Annotated in this window: 24 protein-coding genes and 1 pseudogene; 15 read left to right on the top strand and 10 right to left on the bottom strand. The window is 50.6% G+C overall.

Translation table 11 applies throughout. The features are described from left to right. Positions 1–116: 116 nt before the first annotated feature. The gene (locus tag SK32_RS03675; protein WP_075551370.1) at positions 117–1,298 is read left to right on the top strand and encodes an MFS transporter; all 1,182 of its coding nucleotides are present in this window, start codon (positions 117–119) and stop codon (positions 1,296–1,298) included. A gap of 27 nt (positions 1,299–1,325) precedes the next feature. On the opposite strand, the gene SK32_RS03680 is transcribed toward SK32_RS03675, so the two are convergent. From SK32_RS03680 to yebS, 4 genes are all read right to left on the bottom strand, one after another. Further along, positions 1,326–1,562, bottom strand: a complete 237-nt coding sequence (locus SK32_RS03680; RefSeq protein ID WP_101742234.1) for a YebV family protein — start codon at positions 1,560–1,562, stop codon at positions 1,326–1,328. A gap of 100 nt (positions 1,563–1,662) precedes the next feature. Further along, a complete protein-coding gene (gene rsmF, locus SK32_RS03685; protein WP_075551371.1) occupies positions 1,663–3,084 on the bottom strand; it encodes a 16S rRNA (cytosine(1407)-C(5))-methyltransferase RsmF in 1,422 nt (473 codons plus the stop codon). 138 nt (positions 3,085–3,222) lie between these two features. Next, positions 3,223–5,856 (bottom strand): PqiB family protein, encoded by a 2,634-nt coding sequence (locus SK32_RS03690; RefSeq protein ID WP_048211391.1) that lies wholly within the window; start codon positions 5,854–5,856, stop codon positions 3,223–3,225. Further along, on the bottom strand, positions 5,825–7,108 hold the full coding sequence (yebS, locus tag SK32_RS03695; protein WP_048211392.1) for a membrane integrity lipid transport subunit YebS: 1,284 nt from the start codon (positions 7,106–7,108) through the stop codon (positions 5,825–5,827). The genes SK32_RS03690 and yebS overlap by 32 nt, the downstream gene beginning before the upstream one ends. 127 nt (positions 7,109–7,235) lie before the next feature. Between yebS and SK32_RS03700 the strand changes: the two genes are divergently transcribed. The 4 genes from SK32_RS03700 (at position 7,236) to htpX (ending at position 11,658) form a co-directional block, all read left to right on the top strand. Beyond that, on the top strand, positions 7,236–7,733 hold the full coding sequence (locus SK32_RS03700; RefSeq protein ID WP_048211393.1) for a GAF domain-containing protein: 498 nt from the start codon (positions 7,236–7,238) through the stop codon (positions 7,731–7,733). A gap of 96 nt (positions 7,734–7,829) precedes the next feature. Next, entirely contained in the window at positions 7,830–8,516 is a 687-nt protein-coding gene (gene proQ / locus SK32_RS03705) for an RNA chaperone ProQ (RefSeq protein WP_048211394.1), read from the top strand. Positions 8,517–8,535: 19 nt separating this feature from the next. Then, positions 8,536–10,584 (top strand): carboxy terminal-processing peptidase, encoded by a 2,049-nt coding sequence (gene prc, locus SK32_RS03710; protein ID WP_048211395.1) that lies wholly within the window; start codon positions 8,536–8,538, stop codon positions 10,582–10,584. 192 nt (positions 10,585–10,776) lie between these two features. After that, the gene (gene htpX / locus SK32_RS03715) at positions 10,777–11,658 is read left to right on the top strand and encodes a protease HtpX (protein ID WP_003034964.1); all 882 of its coding nucleotides are present in this window, start codon (positions 10,777–10,779) and stop codon (positions 11,656–11,658) included. A gap of 100 nt (positions 11,659–11,758) precedes the next feature. Here htpX and SK32_RS26210 read toward each other — a convergent pair whose 3' ends face one another. Next, positions 11,759–12,205 carry a hypothetical protein gene (locus tag SK32_RS26210; RefSeq protein ID WP_048211396.1) on the bottom strand — a complete coding sequence of 149 codons (447 nt, stop codon included), beginning with the start codon at positions 12,203–12,205 and terminating at the stop codon, positions 11,759–11,761. A gap of 42 nt (positions 12,206–12,247) precedes the next feature. Here SK32_RS26210 and SK32_RS25640 point away from each other — a divergent pair, with 42 nt between their 5' ends. Then, entirely contained in the window at positions 12,248–13,000 is a 753-nt protein-coding gene (locus SK32_RS25640) for an IpaD/SipD/SspD family type III secretion system needle tip protein (RefSeq protein WP_225807913.1), read from the top strand. Positions 13,001–13,009: 9 nt separating this feature from the next. Next, positions 13,010–13,216: a hypothetical protein gene (locus SK32_RS03730; protein ID WP_048211397.1), complete on the top strand. Its 207-nt coding sequence runs from the start codon at positions 13,010–13,012 to the stop codon at positions 13,214–13,216. Positions 13,217–13,281: 65 nt separating this feature from the next. Here the strand turns inward: SK32_RS03730 and SK32_RS03735 are convergent, their stop codons facing one another. Continuing rightward, on the bottom strand, positions 13,282–14,649 hold the full coding sequence (locus SK32_RS03735; protein ID WP_048211398.1) for an MFS transporter: 1,368 nt from the start codon (positions 14,647–14,649) through the stop codon (positions 13,282–13,284). Between the two features lie 167 nt (positions 14,650–14,816). Here SK32_RS03735 and SK32_RS26585 point away from each other — a divergent pair, with 167 nt between their 5' ends. Beyond that, positions 14,817–14,948 carry a hypothetical protein gene (locus SK32_RS26585; RefSeq protein ID WP_264300076.1) on the top strand — a complete coding sequence of 44 codons (132 nt, stop codon included), beginning with the start codon at positions 14,817–14,819 and terminating at the stop codon, positions 14,946–14,948. A gap of 263 nt (positions 14,949–15,211) precedes the next feature. On the opposite strand, the gene SK32_RS03740 is transcribed toward SK32_RS26585, so the two are convergent. Both SK32_RS03740 and SK32_RS03745 read right to left on the bottom strand, forming a co-directional pair. Beyond that, a complete protein-coding gene (locus tag SK32_RS03740; RefSeq protein ID WP_048211399.1) occupies positions 15,212–15,619 on the bottom strand; it encodes a hypothetical protein in 408 nt (135 codons plus the stop codon). A 167-nt stretch (positions 15,620–15,786) separates the two neighbouring features. Beyond that, positions 15,787–15,960, bottom strand: a pseudogene (locus tag SK32_RS03745) (MFS transporter); the annotation flags it as partial. A 175-nt stretch (positions 15,961–16,135) separates the two neighbouring features. Here SK32_RS03745 and kdgR point away from each other — a divergent pair. Then, entirely contained in the window at positions 16,136–16,927 is a 792-nt protein-coding gene (gene kdgR / locus SK32_RS03750; RefSeq protein ID WP_005120190.1) for a DNA-binding transcriptional regulator KdgR, read from the top strand. 105 nt (positions 16,928–17,032) lie between these two features. Here kdgR and SK32_RS03755 read toward each other — a convergent pair whose 3' ends face one another. Then, positions 17,033–17,272 (bottom strand): YobH family protein, encoded by a 240-nt coding sequence (locus SK32_RS03755; protein ID WP_048211401.1) that lies wholly within the window; start codon positions 17,270–17,272, stop codon positions 17,033–17,035. 164 nt (positions 17,273–17,436) lie between these two features. Here SK32_RS03755 and mgrB point away from each other — a divergent pair, with 164 nt between their 5' ends. The 6 genes from mgrB (at position 17,437) to rlmA (ending at position 21,780) form a co-directional block, all read left to right on the top strand. Continuing rightward, entirely contained in the window at positions 17,437–17,580 is a 144-nt protein-coding gene (mgrB, locus tag SK32_RS03760; protein ID WP_003034977.1) for a PhoP/PhoQ regulatory lipoprotein MgrB, read from the top strand. 74 nt (positions 17,581–17,654) lie between these two features. After that, the gene (locus SK32_RS03765; protein WP_048211402.1) at positions 17,655–17,939 is read left to right on the top strand and encodes a YebO family protein; all 285 of its coding nucleotides are present in this window, start codon (positions 17,655–17,657) and stop codon (positions 17,937–17,939) included. A 637-nt stretch (positions 17,940–18,576) separates the two neighbouring features. Next, complete coding sequence (locus SK32_RS24245; RefSeq protein ID WP_003034983.1) at positions 18,577–18,720, top strand: DUF2627 domain-containing protein; 144 nt, start codon at positions 18,577–18,579, stop codon at positions 18,718–18,720. Positions 18,721–18,732: 12 nt separating this feature from the next. Further along, a complete protein-coding gene (gene cspE, locus SK32_RS03770) occupies positions 18,733–18,942 on the top strand; it encodes a transcription antiterminator/RNA stability regulator CspE (protein WP_001062678.1) in 210 nt (69 codons plus the stop codon). Positions 18,943–19,161: 219 nt separating this feature from the next. Then, entirely contained in the window at positions 19,162–20,907 is a 1,746-nt protein-coding gene (gene ftsI / locus SK32_RS03775) for a peptidoglycan glycosyltransferase FtsI (protein ID WP_048211403.1), read from the top strand. Between the two features lie 63 nt (positions 20,908–20,970). Next, a complete protein-coding gene (rlmA, locus tag SK32_RS03780) occupies positions 20,971–21,780 on the top strand; it encodes a 23S rRNA (guanine(745)-N(1))-methyltransferase (RefSeq protein ID WP_048211404.1) in 810 nt (269 codons plus the stop codon). Here rlmA and mntP read toward each other — a convergent pair. Continuing rightward, positions 21,777–22,343, bottom strand: a complete 567-nt coding sequence (gene mntP / locus SK32_RS03785) for a manganese efflux pump MntP (protein WP_003021013.1) — start codon at positions 22,341–22,343, stop codon at positions 21,777–21,779. The genes rlmA and mntP overlap by 4 nt on opposite strands. Between the last annotated feature and the right edge of the window lie 103 nt (positions 22,344–22,446).

Below are 22,446 nucleotides of genomic sequence, written 5' to 3' on the forward strand. Positions count from 1 at the left end.
TAACTCAACCAATTGACGCAATAAAGATCGTTTGTCAGCGTCTTCCCCTTGCTCATAACATGGCCCGTAACGCTCTGGTTCATTATCGATATTCACTTTTTCTGAAGGCAATTTTAGTGAAAGCATTCAATTTGTTTTGCCTTGGACGGGCGGGAACATGTCTGGGGACAATGGCTTTTGCTGGTGCACTTCCGGTAATACGCGAAGAGTGGCATATAGACGCCGCCGCTGCGGGAACAATACAGACGGTATTTAGTATTTCAAACGCCTGCGCCTTATTTGCTGCCTCCTGGCTGTGCGACTATCTGGGGGCTCGCAAGGTGTATCTCATTTTCTCGTGGTTCGGTGTGCTCGCTTTATTGCTTTTCGCCTGTTTTGCCCGCTCTTATTCCTCCGCTCTGGTCATGATGGCCTTTGTCGGATTGACCCAGGGTGGGGCCTACACGCCAGCGATGATGTTGGCGATGGGCATGAACAGCATGCCCAAACGTGGACTTGCCGTTGGGATGATCCTGGCCGCAGGTTCGTTTGGCTACCTGCTGTCTGTATTTATCTCCGCCTGGGGAGCATTGCGCTGGGGAGCTTCCTTTGCGTTCTCTTTATGTGCCGCAGGCGCATTGGTTGGCGCGGTATCCGGTTCAGTGGCGTTATCCGGCTATCAGGAAGACATGTACAGGACGCAGAAGCAGGGGGGATCGGCAAAGAGCCATGTTCTGTCGGTCGGCGCGATACTGCTGATGGTAGGTTATATTGCGCATTGCTGGGAGTTACTGGGGAGCTGGGCATGGACCCCCAGCCTGGTGACGAATGCGCTGCAAGTCTGGCAGATGGAGCCGATGGCCACCGGGTTGATCGTCGCCTGTGCTGTACATTTATCGGGGATGTTCTCGACGCTGATTGTAGGGGCAATCTCCGATTATTTTAATCGCGCATCGGTGTTGATTTTTATGGGCGCTGCTGGCGCGTTGAGTTCACTCCTGATGGGATTATCGGTTTCCTGGGGGGCGGGGTGGACATTATTGTTCGCGTTTATGGGGAGTTTCTTCATTCTTGGTGATTCAGGCGTCTTATCTGCCGCGATTGCCGATAATGTGCCTCAGGCAAAGCTGGGGAGTGTGATGGGATTGCGGTCGCTGCTTGGATTTGGCGTAGGGTCTCTTGCGCCTTTAACATTTGGTGTGGTGATGGATTCAACGCAAAGCTGGGAACTCGCTTATAGCGTGCTGGCTGCGGGGGGAACCATCGCTTTCTTCTCCGCCTGCGTACTTAGATTCAATTGTTTTAACGCCAATAAATAACCCGTCTGGCGACGGGTTCTTTTTGAATCAGGCAAAGCGCATGACCCAGGCATCTGACTTACGATCGTAGTGCTCGCGGAATAGAACGGAATGTTCTCCATTGAGAAGGGCCGGGACGCTGGTGTCGGCATCCCAGGCGTCCAGTTGCATACATAAATCCGGATCGGATTTACAAGGAATGGTTAACGTTCGGTCCCCCGGCGATTCGCCATGTAACTCGGCGTCGTCGATTTCAAAAGCGCCAATGCGCACACTGGTTTTCATCATCGTGCTCTCCGTTGATTTGCGGGTTGTGGTACGACCAGTTAAGCCGCCCATTTTTCAGCGTAGTCAACGTGGGCAAAAGCGCCAGTAAAAACGTGCGTTATCCTGTAAAGAGTTTTCCATCCCGGACAAGATCGCGTGGATAACTGTTCTTCAACCGTGATCCAATACGTTTTGCCAGTCCAATCGGCTGATGCTGGAACGTGACCAGTACATCGTCGGTTGTTGGTGAGGTTTGCGGGTAGACATCTCTGCCGCGATACCACTCTTCCGCTTCTTCAAGCGTCAGTTCAAACGCATTGTGATGTTCTGGGTTAGCAAGGGCGATAACTGCCTCATGCTGCCAGCGGTAACCCTTATTGTGGGTTTCAGCGAGTTTAATCCCGAGGCGGGAAAAACGGACTTTACCAATCAGCTGTTCAATGTCTGTCGGGAATAACCAAATTTCTTTATCACGCTGCCAAAGGCGCAGATTGTCTTGCCATTGCAATCCACAGGCGGTAGCAGCCTGGGTGATTTGTGCGGCTTCCCGGCTTTTCAGCGGGCTGAAGGGGAAATTTCCCACCTTATATTTCGGTGCAGGCAGTGCAGGGATAGGGGCTGTTTTTCGCAAACGCGCGACAAAGAATCCTTCACAGTCATAAATTTGCGGGAACACGTGCAGGAATCCCTCAGGTGTCAGGGCGCGTCCGGCCTCCGGAAATAAATCACCCAGAGGAAGAAACTCGACGGCGTCCGGGTAAGTCTCAATCAACCACTGCATGACGTTTTCATTTTCGTCACGGTTAAGCGTACAGGTCGAGTAAACCAACGTGCCGCCGGGGCGCAGAGCGTGAAAGGCGCTGTCGAGCAGTTCGCGCTGAGTTGCGGCTATTTCCAGATTACTTTCTGGCGACCAGTTTTTTAGCGCATCAGGGTCTTTACGCATCACGCCTTCGCCGGAACATGGGGCGTCCAGCAAAATGGCATCGAAGGATTCAGGCAACGCTGCGCCAAATACCCGGCCGTCAAAATGGGTGAGCGCGACATTGGCTATCCCGCAACGGCTGATATTGGCATGCAGAACTTTGACGCGACTGGCGGAAAACTCATTCGCCAGAATCGCGCCCTGATTATTCATTTTTGCGGCAATTTGCGTGGTTTTAGAACCGGGGGCAGCCGCAACATCCATGACACGTTGCGGGGTATTACCTTCGGCAAACAACGCGGCGACTGGCAGCATTGAGCTGGCTTCCTGAATATAAAACAGACCGCTTAAATGCTCAGCAGTACTGCCGAGCGGTACAGACTCTTCATTGTTGCGCTCAATCCAAAAGCCTTCAGCACACCAGGGAACCGGAGTGAGTGACCAGTCATAAGGCGCGGTTAAGTCGAGAAAATCAGCAACGGAGATTTTCAGCGTATTGATGCGGATACTGCGGCGTAATGGACGCTGGCAGGCTGCGAGAAAATCTTCAAAAGAGAGCGTGGAAGGCATTGCTTCACGCATTTGTGTCAGAAAGGCGTCAGGAAAATAAGCCACTTGGTACCACCGGCAAAAAAACAGGTGCGCAGTGTAGCATATACCCTCAATAATTCGAGTTGCAGGACAACTACGCGCCTACTTGAAGTATGACGAGGCTAACCGCTCCGGCGCGAGTACGCCGGAGCAGGGAAAAGATTAGCGTGGCAGGGCGGTTCCCCACTGACGCCATTCTTTCGGCTCACTCTCCAGTAGCAGGAAGTGTTTACCCGCCTGCGCTTTCGGTGCCAGTGGCGTACCTGGTGGGGTGGCAAACGCGATACCACCGCGAATGAATTGATTGAAGGTACCTGTCTTCACGACGCCGCCGGTGAGGCCGAAATCGAGATTGTAGCCGGATGCCAGCCAGAACACGGAGTTATTGCGCACCAGGTGCTGGTAGCGCTGACTGATGCGCATGGCCACCATCACGCGATCGGACAGTGAACCCAGCGTCAGACCCGTGACGGTCCCCACTTCAATACCTCTGAACAGAACCGGAGTACCGATATTGAGTGATCCTGCTTCTGGCGCTTCTACCACAATACTCAGACCATCAAGGTAGCGTGAATCAGTAATCGTCGCTTCCTGCAGTTCAAAATCACGGCGCGGGTTACCGCGCCCTGGTTCCACGTTAATGTATGGCTGTAAGATAGTATCCAGATGCTCTACACCTGCCGCCGAAATTTGCGGGGTAATTACCGAGAATCGTGTACCGCTTCGCGCGAAGGTCTGCACGTATTCCGGATACAACACCGCTTTGGCTTGCACTTCGTTACGGCTGGTGAGCAGTTCAAGGGTCTGGATCTGACCAATATCAATCCCCAGGTAGCGAATTGGCATCCCTGCGGCGAGTTTCCCGGCGTCGAATGCGTGCAGAGTAATCTGTCCACCTACCGCACGTGCAGCGGTCTCTGACGCGTACAAAATACGCTTGTCGCCTTTGCGCTGGCTGGCGCTGGCACCGCTCAGGTTATCGAAGCTAATCGCCCCTTTTAGCGCCCGCGACAGGGGAGATGCCTGTACGGTCAGGCCGCTGCCGTTAAGCTGAACTTTTGCGCCACCTTCAGCCCAGAACACGCTGTTGCTGGTTAACAGATTGCGGTATTCCGGTTTGATATGCAGATCGATATCAAACGCGTCGGCACGAGGGCGTACGCTAATGACTTCACCGACGTCGAATTTACGGTATAGCACCACTGACCCGGCCTGCACATCCGGTAGTGTCTCGGCGCTCAGGCTGACGGTGGTGGTGGGCAGATCGCTCAGGCTGTTCTCAATTGCTTTTTCGAGGTTTGCATACAGTGGATAGCTTTTTTTCATTTCACCTTTGGTACCAGGCAAAATGCGAATACCGCCGCTTATCCATTCGCTGGCGCTGGCGCCAAGGAACTCAACGCCATCAATGCCCACTTTGACATCCACACGACTATTAACCACGAATTTGCTGTCACCTTGCACCAGTGCACGATGCTGCGGCTCGATAGCCACGATAAATGAAACGCCATCGCTTGATAGCTTACGCTCGATAACCTGACCGACCTGCACGCCATGAAGGATCAGCGGCTGGCCAGCATCGATGCCGTAACTTTCCGGGGCGGTCAGCGTAAGTGTCATAACGCCGGGATCATGAAGCAGGGACTGTTCACCGGGGATCACCACAAACTGGCTACGTGGCTCGCCTTCGCCGGGCACCAGTTCAAACGTTTTCCCTGTTAACAGCGAGCTTAGGCTCATATCGTTTAATGATAATTTGGGGCTTTGTAACTCAATGCGCGTGCCGTCGCGCAGCAGCGTTACAACGCTGGGGTCGACGGTCATTTCACCAGTGACTTTACCGCCTGGATTCAAATCCAGCCTGGTCAGTTGACCGACTTCCAGGCCCTGATACATCAGCGGGGTTGATCCAGCCTTCAGGCCATCGCCGCTGGGTAGTTCCAGTTTGACGATCACGCCACGTTGGCTGTGGGCGAGATCCTGATATAACCCAAACGTGTCGTCGGCGGCGGCAGGTTGTGAATCTTCTGGGGAGTCAAAGGCTATGGCGCCATTGACCAGCGCGGCCAGACTTTCCAGTTTTACCTTTGCGCCGCTCAGGCTGACATCCGCATTCACGCCAGACACATTCCAGAAACGACTGCCTTTTTTCACCAGATTGGTAAAGCGGCGCTCAATCAGTACATCGATGGTTACACCCTGATGATTGGGGTTGATGGTGTAGTCATAGACCCGGCCTACCGGGATCTTGCGGAAATAAACCAACGAACCGCTGTTGAGCGAACCGAGGTCAGGCGCCCGCAGATGCAACATCAAATCGCCATTATTCAGCCGATATTTTGGCTGCGTGTCGAGCGCGACGAAATGATCTTCCGGCTCGCCGGTGCCCGGCATCATCCCGATATAGTTCCCGCCAACCAGTGCATCGAGACCAGAAACGCCCGCCAGTGATGCCTTCGGCGTGACCAGCCAGAATTGTGTGTCTTTGCGCAGGGCATCTTTCATGGTGGACTTAATGCTGACTCGAACTTCAATTTTGCGCAGATCTTTACTCAGGCTGATATCCTGCACCGTGCCAACTTCGACACCCTGATAGCGCACGGGCGTGCGTCCTGGGACAATACCGTCCGCGGACATAAAGTCGATGGTCACGGTATTGCCACGATCTTCATAGCTGCCCCAGATGAGCCATCCTGCAATCATCAGTGCGATGAACGGCAGCAGCCAGAACGGAGAGATACGGCGTTTTGTTTTAATCTGCGCTTCAATCTGCGAAGCGGGCGTTTCCTGACTCATGTGCATCCCAAAGTAAGCGGCTGTCCAGCCATTCCACTGCAAGAATAGTCAATATTACCGCTGCACCGAAATAAAACGCAGCCGGTCCCATAGTAAAAGCAAGTATCTGATCGCGATTTATCAGCGACATGGTTAAGGCGATAACAAACAAGTCCAGCATCGACCAGCGACCAATCCAGGTCACCATACGGAGTAGCAGGATGCGGGTGCGCAACCCTTGTTCACATTTAAACTGGATACTGAACAACAACGTAAACATCACAATCACTTTGGTGAAGGGCACCAGGATACTGGCGATAAAAACAATGGCTGCTACACCAACGTTGCTGTTCGCCAGGGACATGATGCCTGTCAGGATAGTGTCTTCCTGGCGGGCACCGTTAACATAAATTACCGAGATGGGCAGCAGATTAGCAGGCAGCAACAGGACAATCGAGGCCAGCAGAGCTGCCCAGCACTTTTGGATGCTCTGATTTCTGCGCCAGCGTAATGGAATATGGCAACGGGGACAGCGGCCTCGGGCATCAGGATAACCTGTAAAGTGACAACCGAGGCAAACACGAAGCTGTCCGTCGGGGCGGCGTGCGGGCCTTTGTGGATAAAAGCGTTCCCATAATTGCTCAACATTGAGGTGCGACAGCGTCAAAATGCTCAGGATCACCAGCGCAATAAAAGCATAGAGTCCCACTCCAGGCAGCAGAAAAGCGTAGTCCTGCACTTTGATCGAGGCGACGCCGATACCGACAAGATAGATATCAAGCATGACCCACTCTTTAAGCCTTTCCAGCATCAATAATACTGGGCGCAGGTTCATACCGAGAATATTGCCAAACCATAAATAAGCGATTGATGAAACGAGTATTACGGGAGCGCCAATGACGCAAAACATCACGAAGGATGCCGTCAGCGGATCGCCTTGCCGGGTCATCTGCCAGATGCCCTGTACCACATTCGCGTCAATGCGTATGCCTAATAGATAGATGTGCAGCAGCGGCTCTCCCCACGCAAAGGGCATCAGTAACAGCATGGTGAAAGCCATTGCTGCCAGTCGCGTTAACGACCAGTCACGGCCGTCACGAATTTTGGCCTCACAGCGTGGGCAGAATGCACTTTGGTGCGAACGCATTTTCGGCAAGCTAAACAGCAGGTCACATTCAGGGCATCGTTGGTAATGCGCACGGGGTAGCGCTTCACCAATGGATCTGATCGCTATTTTTTTAGCCGGCGTGATGCGTGGATGAGTAAGGGCCATGTATCGCGAATCAAGTGTTGAAGTAATGTTATCTTAACCCATGATGGGAATGATCTTGAGCATTTACGCATTTAATGTTTATTTTAGTAGGCTGCAGTTTTAAGTAAGACAACTAAGTGATTACATAATGAACAAAATAGAGCTATACACGGATCTGAACCGTGATTTTCAGGCATTAATGGCAGGTGAAACCAGTTTTCTGGCAACGTTGGCGAATACCAGCGCGTTATTGTACGAACGTCTTGCAGAAGTGAACTGGGCAGGTTTTTACCTGCTTGAGAACACTACGCTGGTGCTCGGTCCCTTCCAGGGGAAAATCGCCTGCGTACGCATCCCGGTAGGGCGCGGCGTGTGCGGTACTGCGGTGGCGCAGAACCAGGTTCAGCGTATAGAGGACGTGCATGCCTTTGATGGCCATATCGCTTGCGATGCCGCCAGCAATGCGGAAATCGTTCTGCCGATTACGGTTGAGAATCAAATTATCGGCGTGCTGGACATTGATAGCACAGCGTTTGGTCGCTTTACAGAAGAAGATGAACAGGGTCTGCGGACGCTTGTGGCACAGCTTGAAACCGTGCTTGCAACGACGGATTACAAAAAATTCTTTGCGACCGTCGCAGGATAATCAACGGATAACGTAGCAATTACTGATGACGTCATTATAATGACGCCTGTTCATGCCTGCGCTTGTTGGCTACGTCCGTTGTAATCAGGAAATTTCATGGAAAATCAACCTAAGTTGAATAGCAGTAAAGAAGTCATCGCGTTTCTGGCCGAACGCTTCCCGCAGTGTTTTAGTGCGGAAGGCGAAGCGCGCCCACTGAAAATTGGCATTTTTCAGGATCTGGTAGAGCGTGTTGAGGGCGAAATGAACCTCAGCAAGACACAGCTCCGCTCTGCCTTACGTCTCTATACTTCAAGCTGGCGCTATCTGTATGGCGTTAAATTGGGCGCAACGCGTGTCGATCTTGACGGCAACCCTTGTGGTGAGCTGGATGAGCAGCACGTTGAACATGCGCGCAAACAGCTGGAAGAAGCTAAAGCCCGCGTTCAGGCGCAACGTGCAGAGCAACAGGCGAAAAAACGCGAAGCGGCCGCTGCTGCTGGTGAAAAAGAAGACGCACCGCGTCGCGAGCGCAAGCCGCGTCCTGCTCCGCGTCGTAAGGAAGTCGCAGAGCGTAAACCTCGCGCTGAAAAACCAGCAGCAAAAGCACCGCGTGCTCCTCGTGAAGAACAGCATACCCCGGTATCTGATATTTCAGTGCTGACGGTAGGGCAGTCTCTGAAGGTGAAAGCAGGTAATAATGCGATGGATGCCACCGTATTAGAAATCACCAAAGATGGCGTCCGTGTACAGCTGAATTCGGGTATGTCTTTGATTGTACGCGCAGAACACCTGGTGTTCTGAAACGGAGGCCAGGCCTGGCATGAACACTTTTTTTAGGCTTACTGCGTTAGCTGGTCTGCTTGCATTTGCAGGCCAGGCACTCGCTGTGGAAGACATCACGCGTGCCGATCAAATCCCCGTTTTAAAGGAAGAAACCCAGCATGCGACGGTAAGCGAACGTGTGACATCGCGTTTTACGCGTTCACACTATCGCCAGTTCGATCTGGATCAGGCGTTTTCGGCGAAAATTTTTGACCGCTATTTGAATCTGCTCGACTACAGCCACAACGTGCTGTTGGCGAGCGATATCGAACAGTTTGCAAAAAAGAAAACGGTCCTCGGTGATGAACTGCGTAGCGGTAAGCTGGATGTCTTTTACGATCTCTATAATCTGGCGCAAAAGCGCCGGTTTGAACGTTATCAGTACGCATTAGGCGTACTGGCACGTCCAATGGATTTCACGGGTAACGACAACTTTAACCTCGACCGGAGTAAAGCTCCGTGGCCGAAAAGCGAAGCAGAGCTAAATGCGCTGTGGGACGGCAAGGTTAAATTTGACGAACTCAGCCTGAAGCTGACCGGTAAAACCGACGCTGAAATTCGCGAAACGCTGACGCGCCGCTACAAGTTTGCGATTCGCCGTCTGGCGCAGACCAATAGCGAAGATGTGTTTTCTCTGGCGATGACGGCTTTTGCCCGTGAAATCGACCCGCATACTAACTATCTTTCTCCACGCAATACCGAACAGTTCAATACGGAAATGAGCTTGTCTCTTGAAGGTATTGGCGCAGTGCTGCAAATGGATGATGACTACACCGTCATTAACTCCATGGTTGCGGGCGGCCCGGCAGCCAAGAGCAAAGCGATAAGTGTTGGCGACCGTATTGTCGGCGTAGGCCAGACCGGAAAAGGTATGGTCGACGTGATTGGCTGGCGTCTGGATGATGTTGTCGCGCTGATCAAAGGACCAAAAGGCAGTAAAGTTCGCCTCGAAATCCTGCCTGCCGGTAAGGGAACCAAGACGCGCATCGTCACGTTAACGCGTGAACGCATTCGTCTCGAAGACCGCGCTGTTAAAATGTCGGTGAAAACCGTTGGTAAAGAAAAAGTCGGCGTACTGGATATTCCTGGTTTCTATGTTGGCCTGACGGATGACGTCAAAGTTCAGCTGCAGAAACTGGAAAAACAGAATGTCAGCAGCGTGATTATCGACCTGCGTACCAATGGTGGTGGCGCACTGACCGAAGCGGTCTCGCTTTCCGGTCTGTTTATCCCTTCTGGTCCGGTGGTTCAGGTTCGTGATAACAACGGCAAGGTGCGCGAAGACAGCGATACTGATGGCGTTGTTTACTACAAAGGTCCGCTGGTGGTACTGGTTGACCGCTTCAGTGCTTCGGCATCAGAGATTTTCGCTGCGGCAATGCAGGATTACGGCCGTGCACTGATTGTCGGTGAACCGACGTTTGGTAAGGGTACCGTACAGCAGTATCGCTCTCTGAATCGTATTTACGATCAGATGCTGCGTCCGGAATGGCCGGCGCTGGGTTCTGTTCAGTACACCATTCAAAAGTTCTACCGCGTTAATGGTGGCAGTACGCAGCGTAAGGGCGTAACGCCGGATATCATCATGCCGACAGGTAATGAAGAAACCGAAACCGGTGAGAAGTTCGAAGATAACGCGCTGCCGTGGGACAGCATTGATGCTGCAACCTACACTAAGTCAGATAATCTGACGCCGTTCGGACCTGAATTGCTGAAAGAGCACAATGCACGTATTGCGAACGATCCTGAGTTCCAGTACATCATGAAGGACATTGCGCGTTTCAATGCGATGAAGGATAAGCGCAACATCGCTTCTCTCAATTACGCTCAGCGCGAGAAAGAGAATAACGAAGATGACGCAATGCGTCTGGCGCGTATCAACGATCGGTTTAAACGTGAAGGCAAACCACCATTGAAGAAACTGGACGATCTGCCGAAGGATTACCAGGAGCCGGATCCGTACCTGGATGAAACGGTAAAAATCGCGCTCGACCTGGCGCATCTTGAGAAAGAGAAGCCAGCGGAACAGCCCGCAACCACTCAATAACCTCATACAGGCACAAGAAATTGTGCCTGTTTTTTTAACAAACGCATGAAGACGTCAGTCTGATACGATAAAATGTAAAGTTGTGTCTTTCTGGTGACTTAGCACCTATGGATGCTTGAAAATAGCCGTAAGACCCATACGATATGGGTAATCGCATAGTGCGTTTTGTTAAATTGAGGTTAAAAGAAAATTATGATGCGAATCGCGCTCTTCCTGCTGACGAACCTGGCTGTGATGGTCGTTTTCGGGCTGGTATTGAGCCTGACAGGGATCCAGTCAAGCAGCGTTCAAGGCTTGTTGATCATGGCACTGCTGTTTGGTTTTGGTGGTTCCTTCATTTCGCTGCTGATGTCCAAATGGATGGCGTTAAAGTCCGTTGGCGGGGAAGTTATTGAGCAGCCGCGTAATGAAAGAGAACGCTGGCTGATGAATACAGTCGCGAATCAGGCCCGCCAGGCCGGGATCGCTATGCCGCAGGTTGCAATCTACCACGCGCCTGATATTAACGCGTTTGCTACCGGTGCACGCCGGGATGCTTCGCTGGTGGCTGTGAGTACCGGCCTGTTGCAAAACATGAGCCCTGATGAAGCCGAAGCCGTTATCGCGCATGAGATCAGCCACATTGCCAATGGCGATATGGTGACCATGACGTTAATTCAGGGTGTGGTGAACACCTTTGTTATCTTTATCTCGCGTATTCTGGCGCAGATTGCCGCTGGGTTTATGGGCGGTAACCGCGATGAAGGAGAGGGTAGCAACGGTAACCCGTTGATCTACTTTGCGGTGGCGACTGTGCTGGAACTGGTGTTTGGTATTCTGGCGAGCATCATTACCATGTGGTTCTCACGTCATCGTGAATTCCATGCGGATGCAGGCTCAGCGAAACTTGTGGGTCGTGAAAAAATGATCGCCGCGCTGCAGCGCCTGAAAACCAGCTATGAGCCGCAGGAAGCGACCAGTATGATGGCGTTCTGCATCAACGGTAAATCCAAATCGTTGAGTGAGCTGTTTATGACACACCCGCCGTTGGATAAGCGTATTGAAGCGCTGCGCAGTGGGGAATACCTGAAGTAAGTGGCCTGGATTGATAAAGAGCCGCGATGCGGCTCTTTAATAGTTCAAACTATCAATCGTGTGGTGATATCCAGAATAAAATGCTATGCAGGTGAATTAATTACAGGGAGTTAATGTAAGTAAGAAATTTTTCATATACGGATTTGATAGCCTCTCCTGTACTAGTAACTCCAACCCCGGCGATACCTGGGGCCTCCCTCGCAATACGACTGGATTCGAGAAAAGATGATGTTGTCAATATAGCCTGTCCGAAAAAGGTAGAAGAAACATCATTTTTTAGCACGTCATTCTCGCTTGACTTATTTAGGTGTGTGGCGAAAGCCTTATATATGGATAATGTCATTTCACGGTCCTCTTTTGGCAATTTCTGAAGCCCTTGATTCATGTAAGCATCAAAACCAGATTGCTCTAGTTTAGCTATGCTCGCGTCCGAGATATGCACTGTTCGAGGGGAGAGAAGAAATCTCTTGATAATTTGGCCTGCTGCACTACCTCGCTCCTGAATTGTTGCCGTATCGAGGTTAGGTGCACTATCACTGATATTCATAATGTCATTAAATGCGGACTGGACACTAGCAACATCAAGAATATGGTCAACGGTGGTCCAGCAAGTGGCAAGGATGCAACTAATATCTATGTTAGCGATGCTGACGATTGGGATTTTGAGGCTCACGGATCTCAGTCATCTTCATCGTATGCGTATCGAGCCGATGCTGGAAGTGCGTCTCCAGCATCGGCTGTTCCTGTACCACCGCCTTTAGCCGTCGTTTCTCCCGATACAAGATATACTGGAAATACAGGGGGTGATAAATCATATTCTGTTATTCCAACGTCTAAGGATATGGTTATTGTCCCCATTGACAAAATAGACGAGAAAGAGTTTTATATCCCGACGGGTTATACACTCGTAACATCACCGGATACTAAAGATTATCATGAATATGATTGTTATTTAATTCCAACGGCAATGTTAGACCCGGCAAAAACTAATGGTGAAGCTGGTAATAGTAATGCTAGTGTGCATGTTACAGAAAGTATTGTTGTTATAGACCGGTCATATGACATGAACGGAACTGGCGGGGATGAAGCGAATATTTATGTCTCTCCCGCATCGACCTGGGATTTTGAAGGGCACAACGCAGATGAATCAGTCACTATCAGTAGCAGCATGTTCAACGAGTGGGAAAACTCGATGAACACGATGTCGAGTACGGTAGAGAGTCAGTCGCAAGTTATGTCTGAAAAATTAAGCCAGGCCAATACTATCTTCAATAACCTGACTAAAGTCTTGTCGTCGACGATAGAAGCTTTGCTGGAAACCCAAAAAGAGTTTCTGAAATAGGTATTTATCATGAGCGATATGACCATCAGCACAACGCCAGTTTCCGCAGAAGATGCTGCTTCAGCAGAAGAGCTCGACCCAACAGCGAATTTAACGGATGAGCAGCGTAAATTGATGCAGTTAGCCACTGCAGGATTTAGTCTGGAGTTTTTTTCAGATTGTATAATGGGAGATACCGACGATCCGTCCAATCCTATGTACCAACCGGAATGGTGACATCGGCACTGTTACGCGAATAATAAATGACGCCATGCCCGGCGAAGTGCTACCGGGCATGGCGTTTATGCGCGCGGTTGCGTGATACGCAGGCCGCTCACTATGGCGGCAACCGTTGCCAGTACACCCGCTGTTATCAGTGATATATGTGTTCCGTTATCGCCAAACTGATTGAGCATCAATGCAACCAGCGCTGCCCCGGTACTTTGTCCAAGCAAGCGTGCCGTTCCCAGCATCCCGCTCGCTCCACCGCTGCGTTCACGTGGTGCGGAGGTGATGATGGTGTGGTTATTCGGTGACTGGAACAGGCCAAAACCCGCACCGCATAAAATCATCGGCCAGATGATATTAAAATCAGAAGGAGTCGCAGGCAGTAGCACCAGCGAAAATAACCCACTTGCCATGACGGCCATACCCAGCGCACCTAAAAGACCCGCATGAACGCGTTCAATCAGATAACCAGCCAGCGGCGCCATCACCATGGTTGCCAGCGGCCATGGGGTCAGTAGTAGTCCTGTTTCGACTTCGCTACGACCCAGTACGGTTTGCAAAAAGAAAGGCAGGGAAACCATCGCCAACATTTGCGCGCTGAATGAACAAATTGACGTGCAAATCGAGAGTGAAAACAGTGGAATGCGCAGCAGGTCAACCGGTAGTAACGGCACCGGCAGCGCCAGCTGACGGCGGATAAAGAAAAAACCGACCACGATAAGCCCTACGAGCTCAGCACCAATTAACTTAAGCGATTGCCCTTGCGCGAACCCACTGAGTGCAGTAATTAACAAGCCAAACGTTAGCGCATTCATCACTGCGCTGGGCAGATCAAAACGTGGCTTATTGCTGCGCGGTGTATTAGGTGGCAGGAAGCGCATGGCCAGCAGCAACGCGATAATCCCCAGCGGGACGTTAATCAGAAACAACCATTTCCACGAGGCAATTGAGAGGATCGCTGCCGCAATAGTTGGGCCTGCTGCTGAGGAAACCGCCACAATAAAGGAGTTGATCCCCATTCCTCGTCCAAGCTGACGTTGCGGATAAATCAGGCGAATGAGTGCTGTATTCACGCTCATCAGCGCCGCGCCGCCAAACCCCTGAGCCACACGCGCCAGTGTTAGCATGTGCAGCGAATCGGAGAGGGCACAGAAAAGTGATGCGAGCAGAAATACCACCAGTCCGCACTTGTATATGCGACGGTAGCCAAACATATCACCCAAAAATGAGAGTGACAGGAGTGATACGACAATCGCGATTTGGTAGGCGTTAACGACCCAGATTGAGCTGGCCGCGGAGGCCTGAAGATCGGTGGCAATCGTCGGCAGGGCAACGTTAGCAATTGCGCCGTCCAGTACTGCCATAGAGATGCCAATAACAATGGTTAAAATTGCACCGTATCGCTGGGGCAATGGCAGGCCATCGGCCTGAATTTTTTCCATAGGAAGTCAATTTTGTCGGAAATTATGATGAGAATAATAATTTTAGCATTGATATTCAGGCGTTAGGTCGCAGATTTGTAACTAAGTGAGCAAAGACAGATTGTGGCGGCTGGTACGTGAAATTGTAATAAAACGGGTTCTGATTTTTATAAAACACTCGCAATGAGGTGGTAAATAGCTATCGCGCTCAGGATAAACAACCCGATTCTGTATCTTCCATGCTGAAGGTTTTTGGCATCCTGCAGGCGCTGCTGGGTGAAGAGCGCAAAATCGGTATTCTCCCATACGAAAAAGAATAAACGCTCCGAATACGAAGATGTCGCCAAAGAGGGATAGTTTTGTGCTCCGATAGGCGCGATATGTCCACCGAAGTGGTTGTAGTTGCAGGTTTAGGTTAAATCTCCCTCTTAACCAGACAATACGATGATCGATGGATCGAGTGCTGGCGATGTTCTGCACCCACTTTGGAAGAAAGAATGTGAGTCAGCCAGCGTTCGATTTCGCCTTTGTGTCAAATACTCCATTAATGAAGACGGTCTGTCCTTCCTGTATCGCGTTGCCGTTACTTCACTGCGGTGATAGCTGCACAGTTATTGCTTACCCAAAACTGAGCGGCCATAGCTTGCCAGGACTCAGGAGCAAGAGATAGGCCCTGTGCATTGATCGCTTTAAACATGTCATCTTCTGTATCTGACACTGACTGCTGGAAGAACAGCGCATAGTCAGTGGCCAGATCGACAGGAGATGGGTTATAACCGCCAGGGCGCATTCGCGCTGTTATGTCTACATACTTTTTGAGTGACAACTCCATCACCTGAGCAGTGTTGTCGGCGATCATTGTGTTGGCAATATACCCACATTGTGCGATGTTCTCCACCTGCTGGTATTCACCATACTGCACACCCACTGCATGAGCAGCACCAGAGAACGAAGTCATCAGTGCCATGACAAGCAAAATTTTAGTTTTCATCGTTTGGAACAACCTTAGCGTCAAGAACGTTGAAAGAGCTGTGCCCAGATAAGCCAACGTTCAAATAATAGTCGTGGAAGTGTGCGTTATGAACGCAGATACGATCTTGGTTAGCGTCAATAAACTGTTCTTTTAAAGTGTCAGCTTTGACAGAAATGACAGCTCTGATTAATGATCCACCCGAAACTGGCCGCGGAGGCCTGAAGATCGGTGGCAATCGTCGGCAGGGCAACGTTAGCAATTGCGCCGTCCAGTACTGCCATAGAGATGCCAATAACAATGGTTAAAATTGCACCGTATCGCTGGGGCAATGGCAGGCCATCGGCCTGAATTTTTTCCATAGGAAGTCAATTTTGTCGGAAATTATGATGAGAATAATAATTTTAGCATTGATATTCAGGCGTTAGGTCGCAGATTTGTAACTAAGTGAGCAAAGACAGATTGCGACGGCAGGTACGTGAAATTATAATAAAAACCGGTTCTGATTTTTATAAAACACTCGCAATGAGGTGGTAAATGGCTATCGCAGATCTGGATAAACAACCCGATTCTGTATCTTCCGTGCTGAAGGTTTTTGGCATCCTGCAGGCGCTGGGTGAAGAGCGCGAAATTGGTATTACCGAATTGTCACAACGCGTCATGATGTCAAAAAGCACCGTTTATCGCTTTTTGCAGACCATGAAAACGCTGGGCTATGTGGCACAAGAAGGCGAGTCTGAGAAGTATTCCCTGACCCTGAAATTATTTGAACTGGGTGCGCGTGCATTACAGAACGTTGATCTGATCCGTAGCGCTGACATCCAGATGCGCGAACTTTCACGTCTGACCAAGGAAACAGTACACCTCGGTGCGCTGGATGAAGACAGCATTGTCTACATCCATAAAATCGACTCGATGTACAATTTGCGCATGTATTCCCGCGTGGGTCGTCGTAATCCGCTGTACAGCACCGCCATTGGTAAAGTGCTGCTGGCATGGCGCGACCGCGATGAAGTGAAGCAAATTCTGGATGGTATTGAGTACAAACGCAGTACAGATCGGACAATCACTAACACTGATGAATTGCTGGTATTACTCGATAAAGTCCGTGAGCAGGGCTATGGCGAAGACAACGAAGAGCAGGAAGAAGGACTGCGCTGTATCGGGGTACCGGTGTTTGATCGTTTCGGCGTGGTCATTGCGGGTCTGAGCATCTCATTCCCGACGCTGCGTTTTTCTGAAGAACGTTTGCACGAATATGTCGAAATGCTGCACACCGCAGCGCGTAAGATTTCAGAGCAAATGGGTTATAACGATTACCCGTTCTAATTTTGACGTGTTGCGATACACAGAAAACCCGATACGGCGTATCGGGTTTTTTACGATCTGCCGTCGTCGCCGGAGCGAATAACGTACTGATTTTTTGCTGCTATATTAACCATTATCGATAACGACGGTGCTTTTCCTCAACAGGGGGCAATCTGACAGGCCAATGATGCCGCTGTTGGTATGGACGTATTGCGCGGTGCTGGTCCCGCGGGCGGTCAGATATTGACCTTGCAGGCCCAGACCTGCCGCAGTCTCCTTACTTCCTATCAAAACGCCGTAGCCACTCAGTAATAAACCGATCCAAACCAGAGCGAGCAATACAATAGCGCGGATAATCAAACGCATTACAACCTCTTATCTTTTCTCGTTATTATTAGATTAGCCTGTACATGGGATGAAACAAGTGAATCATTCCTAAAAACATTTAATGCCGTTACAGTTAACTTAGGGTTTAGGTAACTCATGATAATTTATCAACATAGGCTGTAGATTCGGAGAGTGGAGTTGGAGTGAAAAAAATTCGATGGGTGGTCCTGATAGTTGTCGTGCTGGTATGCATACTGATGTGGGCGCAGGTGTTCAACATCATGTGCGATCAGGACGTACAATTTTTCAGCGGAATTTGCGCCATCAATAAATTTATTCCCTGGTAAGCGCATTTCAGTAACAGTTGATTACCTTCTTGTGCGGCAATGGTAAACTACGCTGTCTACATTGAGGTGGTGAAATGAACGAAGTTTTGAATTCTGGCGCGTTGAGTTTTGCGTCTTTAGTGGTATCGGTGGTGGTTCTGGTTATCGGGCTTGTATTGTGGTTTTTCATCAATCGGGCAAGTTCGCGTACTAACGAGCAGATTGAACTGCTTGAGGCGTTGTTGGATCAGCAAAAACGACAGAACGTATTGCTCCGTCGTCTTTGTGAAGCTAACGAACCGGAAAAAGCAGAAGAGCCTACCGCGGTGCAAACTCAGGATGAAGATGATGACATCATTCGTCTGGTAGCCGAACGGTAGTAAACAGAAAGACAGGGTGAGAGTCTGTAGATGCTATCCTCAGATGCTTCATCCTGTCGTCAACGATATCAGATTATTTTCTTCTGCAACAATCCGGCAATTACTGCGCCGACACACGTGGAACCTGCATTTTTCCAGATGCTCTGACCAATTAATATCTTATCTCTGGTTTGACATAAATATAATTATCCATAGATTAATAATATGATTGTGTCATTTTTGTGATACCGATCGTTTTATTATCAGCGAAACGTTTCTCTTACTTTTTTTGTGCATTGTCATCATTCTTTCATTATTTTGGTGCAAAACCAGAATGCCGATCTCATTTTTACGCTTGTGATATTTTATGCATTACTAAGCATAAAAAATGATATCTGGCAGAGGCTGTGACAGATAATCTGGAACAGTTGAACCTGATGAGCTATGGTAGAAAGTCCATGCTACGGCGCAGGCCAGCCGGGGCAAGGGGAGAGAGGCGAGGATATATCTCTACTCGGCCTGGCGCATAACTGTGCAGTTGTTGTTTGATGAACTGCGGGATTTGTGCGACCGATCGAGACACGTTTAAAAATGGCTTGCCATTATTAACGTTGTATGTGATAACACGGTTTGGGTTAAACGAGGTACAGTTCTGTTTATGTGTGGCATTTTCAGTAAAGAAGTCCTGAGTAAACACGTTGACGTTGAATACCGCTTCTCTGCCGAACCTTATATTAGTGCCTCAAGCAGTAATGTCTCAGTTTTATCTATGTTATGCCTGCGGGCGAAGAAAATACTCTAAGGAATTTTGCAAATGGCAAAGATTAAAGGTCAAGTTAAGTGGTTCAACGAGTCTAAAGGTTTTGGTTTCATTACCCCGGCTGATGGCAGCAAAGATGTGTTCGTACACTTCTCCGCTATCCAGGGTAACGGCTTCAAAACTCTGGCTGAAGGCCAGAACGTTGAGTTCGAAATTCAGGACGGCCAGAAAGGTCCGGCTGCTGTTAACGTAACAGCTATCTGATCGATACCACTGATTTGAAGCGCTCAGGCGCAACCAATTCAGATATAAAGCCTCGCTTATGCGGGGCTTTTTAATTCAAATTACGTCAAAATATTTCTGAATGCCTCTCCATTAGCGCTTTGTTGCAAAGGCGCGATGTTCGTAGCATTGTTTTTCCCGCTTTCTCCCGGCAATTCCCGTTAAATCAGTCACCTGAAAAACTATCTTGCTGGAGCCCCGGTGAAAAAGAAAAACGACGGCGATGCGCGCAATTTTACTCCCGTACGTTTTGCCCTGCTTTGTGTGGCAATACTGTTGAGTCTGGGATTGTTGCTTGGTCGGGTTGCTTGGTTACAAATTGTCACCCCAACGAGCCTGGTCAAGCAGGAGGATATGCGTTCGTTACGTGAAGTCACAATCGCCTCACCGCGTGGGATGATTACCGACAGAGAAGGACGTCCTCTCGCAGTAAGCGTGCCGGTGAATGCAGTTTGGGCCGATCCGAAGACGATTGTCAGCAAAGGTGGCGTTGGCTATAACGAACGCTGGCAGGCATTGGCGAAGACCCTGCATATTTCACTCAGCACGCTGGCTGAACGTGTTAACAGCAATCCATCTGGCCGCTTTATTTATCTGGCGCGCCAGATCTCTCCTCAGCAGGCGCAGTGGGTCGATGATCTTAATCTCCCGGGGATTAATCTGCGCGAAGAATCCCGCCGTTTCTATCCCGCAGGCCATGTGGCGGCAAATCTTATCGGCTTTACGAACATTGATGGACAAGGTATTGAAGGCCTGGAGAAAAGTTTCAACAGCCAGTTGATGGGTAAACCCGGCTCTCGCCTTGTGCGCAAAGACAAGTTCGGGCATGTGATTGAAAATATCACGGAAGTGATGCCGGTCCCCGCGCACGAATTGCAGCTCAGTATTGATGAGCGCTTGCAGACGGTGACTGAAGATGCGCTGGACAATGCCGTAACATGGAATAAAGCGGAATCTGGAGCCGCGGTGCTGGTCAATATTGCCACCGGCGAAATCCTGTCGATGGCAAGCTTTCCCGACTTCAATCCCAATAACCGTGATGGCGCGGTGCTGGATGATTTTCGCAACCGTGCAATTAGCGACACCTTTGAACCCGGTTCAACCGTTAAACCGCTGGTGATCATGACTGCTCTGCAGCAAGGGATTGTGCAGCCTGATAGCGTCATTGATACCCATCCTTTTAATCTCGATGGACATCGCATCCGCGATGTCGGATTTTACCCGGAGCTATCGCTTACCGGTATTTTGCAGAAATCAAGCGATACCGGTGTGTCGCACCTTTCGCTGGCAATGCCGGTACAGAAACTGCTGGATACCTATAAACGCTTTGGTTTTGGCGACCCAACCGGGCTGGGGCTAACCGGAGAAAGTAGCGGTTTAATGCCTCAGCGACGTTACTGGAGCGATCTGGACCGGGCGACCTTTGCATTCGGTTACGGGTTAATGGTGACGCCGCTCCAGTTGGCGCATGTCTATGCCACCATCGGCAGTTTTGGTATTTACCGCCCCCTTTCTATTACGCGTATCGATCCGCCAGTGATAGGTACGCGGGTGATGCCGGAGGCGTTGGTGCATCAGGTTGAACATATGATGGAAAGCGTCGCGCTACCCGGCGGCGGTGGGACCAAGGCTGCGGTGAGGGATTACCGTGTTGCGGTGAAAACCGGGACGGCAAAGAAAATTGGTGATGACGGTAAATATGTCGATAAATACGTGGCTTATACGGCAGGGGTTGCGCCAGCGAGCGATCCAAAATTCGCGCTGGTCGTGGTGATTAATAACCCGCAAAACGGTGCTTACTATGGGGGAGCCGTCTCCGCGCCGGTCTTCAGCCAGATTATGGGCGATGTTCTGCGTCTGGAAAACGTCAAACCGGACGGCATGCCTGCTGACTCCGATCATCTGCTGGTGATGCACGGCAGCAGCGTATCCTCGCCGTCGCTGTAAGTTATTTTCCCAGGGCGCAATTCGCGTTACACTTGCGCCCTTAAGCCACCTGCCGGAGTTGTCATGTCGTTTTCCTGTCCTCTTTGCCACCAGCCTCTTACTCAAGCGAATAACAGTTTTGTCTGCCCGGAGCGACACCAGTTTGATGTGGCGAAAGAGGGATATGTTAACCTGATGCCTGTTCAGCATAAGCGGTCTCGCGATCCGGGTGACAGTGCGGAAATGATGCAGGCGCGCCGGGCATTTCTTGATGCTGGTCACTATCAGCCGCTACGCGATGCGATTGTGGATGCGCTCAAGCAGAGGCTGATTTCAGACGATGCGACGATCCTGGATATCGGCTGTGGGGAAGGGTACTACACTCACGCGTTTGCCGATGTGCTGGCGGGCTGTACAACCTTTGGTCTTGACGTCTCCAAAGTGGCAATTAAAGCCGCAGCCAGACGCTATCCGCAGGTGACCTTTTGCGTTGCCTCCAGCCATCGTCTGCCGTTCGCAGACGAGTCAATGGATGCCATCATCCGGATCTATGCGCCCTGTAAAGCGCAAGAGCTGGCTCGCGTGGTTAAACCGGGTGGATGGGTGATCACTGCCACGCCGGGACCGCGTCATTTAATGGAACTGAAAGGGCTGATTTATGATGAGGTGCGTTTGCATGCGCCACACACAGAGCAACTGGACGGTTTTGTTCTGCAACAGAGTATTGCGCTGGGATATCAGATGCAGCTTCAGGGCAGCGAGGCCGTTGCGTTACTGCAAATGACGCCGTTCGCCTGGCGGGCAAAGCCGGAAGTGTGGGAAACGTTAGCGGGGAAAACGACGTTTGACTGCCAGACCGACTTTAGTATTCATGTCTGGCAGCGTCTGAATTAACCGTGGAAGTGTGCCCAGAGGATCTGGGCACCGATACCAATCAGCACCACCCCACCCAAAATTTCAGCTCGTTTGCCCAGCATTGGGCCAATGAAACGACCAATCATCATGCCGAGCGTGGACATAATCAATGTGGCGCAGCCGATGGCCAGCGCTGTGGCAATAATGTTGACCTGCAGGAAGGCCAGACCCACCCCGACGGCCATCGCGTCGAGACTGGTCGCAATGGCAGTGGTGACCAGCAGCCAGAAACCGTGACGGCGCTGCGGCTCTTCCTCTTCATCACCGTTGTCGCGAAAACCTTCGATTATCATTCGCCCGCCTAAAAAGATCAGCAGAATGAAGGCGATCCAGTGGTTCCACTCCAGCACAAATTTGCTGGCCAGCATCCCCATGCCCCAGCCAATCAGCGGCGTAAGCGTTTCAACTGCACCGAATATCAGTCCGGTGCGCAATGCTTCAGAAAATTTGGGTTTATGCAGGGTGGCGCCTTTGCCAATTGATGCGGCGAAAGCATCCATCGACATGCCGAAAGCGAGAAGAACGGTAGCGGTGAGATTCATAACAGCGTCCTGACCGGGGTATTCCATAAAACACATCACTGCCCCCAGTAACCATGCACACTGAGCGGACCCATTGTCTATACAGAGCCATTCAAATATGCAT

It is taken from the genome of Citrobacter sp. MGH100 (genome assembly GCF_001034465.1).
Taxonomy (GTDB): Bacteria; Pseudomonadota; Gammaproteobacteria; order Enterobacterales; family Enterobacteriaceae; genus Citrobacter; species Citrobacter youngae.

Excerpts from the sequence above, each read along its gene's own strand:
- SK32_RS03690 (WP_048211391.1), bottom strand. The coding sequence starts at position 5,856 with ATGAGTCAGGAAACGCCCGCTTCGCAGATTGAAGCGCAGATTAAAACA.
- proQ (WP_048211394.1), top strand. The coding sequence starts at position 7,830 with ATGGAAAATCAACCTAAGTTGAATAGCAGTAAAGAAGTCATCGCGTTT.
- SK32_RS03680 (WP_101742234.1), bottom strand. The coding sequence starts at position 1,562 with ATGAAAACCAGTGTGCGCATTGGCGCTTTTGAAATCGACGACGCCGAG.
- htpX (WP_003034964.1), top strand. The coding sequence starts at position 10,777 with ATGATGCGAATCGCGCTCTTCCTGCTGACGAACCTGGCTGTGATGGTC.
- SK32_RS03740 (WP_048211399.1), bottom strand. The coding sequence starts at position 15,619 with ATGAAAACTAAAATTTTGCTTGTCATGGCACTGATGACTTCGTTCTCT.
- SK32_RS03735 (WP_048211398.1), bottom strand. The coding sequence starts at position 14,649 with ATGGAAAAAATTCAGGCCGATGGCCTGCCATTGCCCCAGCGATACGGT.
- prc (WP_048211395.1), top strand. The coding sequence starts at position 8,536 with ATGAACACTTTTTTTAGGCTTACTGCGTTAGCTGGTCTGCTTGCATTT.
- cspE (WP_001062678.1), top strand. The coding sequence starts at position 18,733 with ATGGCAAAGATTAAAGGTCAAGTTAAGTGGTTCAACGAGTCTAAAGGT.
- SK32_RS24245 (WP_003034983.1), top strand. The coding sequence starts at position 18,577 with ATGTGTGGCATTTTCAGTAAAGAAGTCCTGAGTAAACACGTTGACGTT.
- SK32_RS26210 (WP_048211396.1), bottom strand. The coding sequence starts at position 12,205 with ATGAATATCAGTGATAGTGCACCTAACCTCGATACGGCAACAATTCAG.
- SK32_RS03700 (WP_048211393.1), top strand. The coding sequence starts at position 7,236 with ATGAACAAAATAGAGCTATACACGGATCTGAACCGTGATTTTCAGGCA.
- SK32_RS03765 (WP_048211402.1), top strand. The coding sequence starts at position 17,655 with ATGAACGAAGTTTTGAATTCTGGCGCGTTGAGTTTTGCGTCTTTAGTG.
- SK32_RS03755 (WP_048211401.1), bottom strand. The coding sequence starts at position 17,272 with ATGCGTTTGATTATCCGCGCTATTGTATTGCTCGCTCTGGTTTGGATC.
- mntP (WP_003021013.1), bottom strand. The coding sequence starts at position 22,343 with ATGAATCTCACCGCTACCGTTCTTCTCGCTTTCGGCATGTCGATGGAT.
- SK32_RS03730 (WP_048211397.1), top strand. The coding sequence starts at position 13,010 with ATGAGCGATATGACCATCAGCACAACGCCAGTTTCCGCAGAAGATGCT.
- yebS (WP_048211392.1), bottom strand. The coding sequence starts at position 7,108 with ATGGCCCTTACTCATCCACGCATCACGCCGGCTAAAAAAATAGCGATC.
- kdgR (WP_005120190.1), top strand. The coding sequence starts at position 16,136 with ATGGCTATCGCAGATCTGGATAAACAACCCGATTCTGTATCTTCCGTG.
- SK32_RS25640 (WP_225807913.1), top strand. The coding sequence starts at position 12,248 with ATGGTCAACGGTGGTCCAGCAAGTGGCAAGGATGCAACTAATATCTAT.
- rlmA (WP_048211404.1), top strand. The coding sequence starts at position 20,971 with ATGTCGTTTTCCTGTCCTCTTTGCCACCAGCCTCTTACTCAAGCGAAT.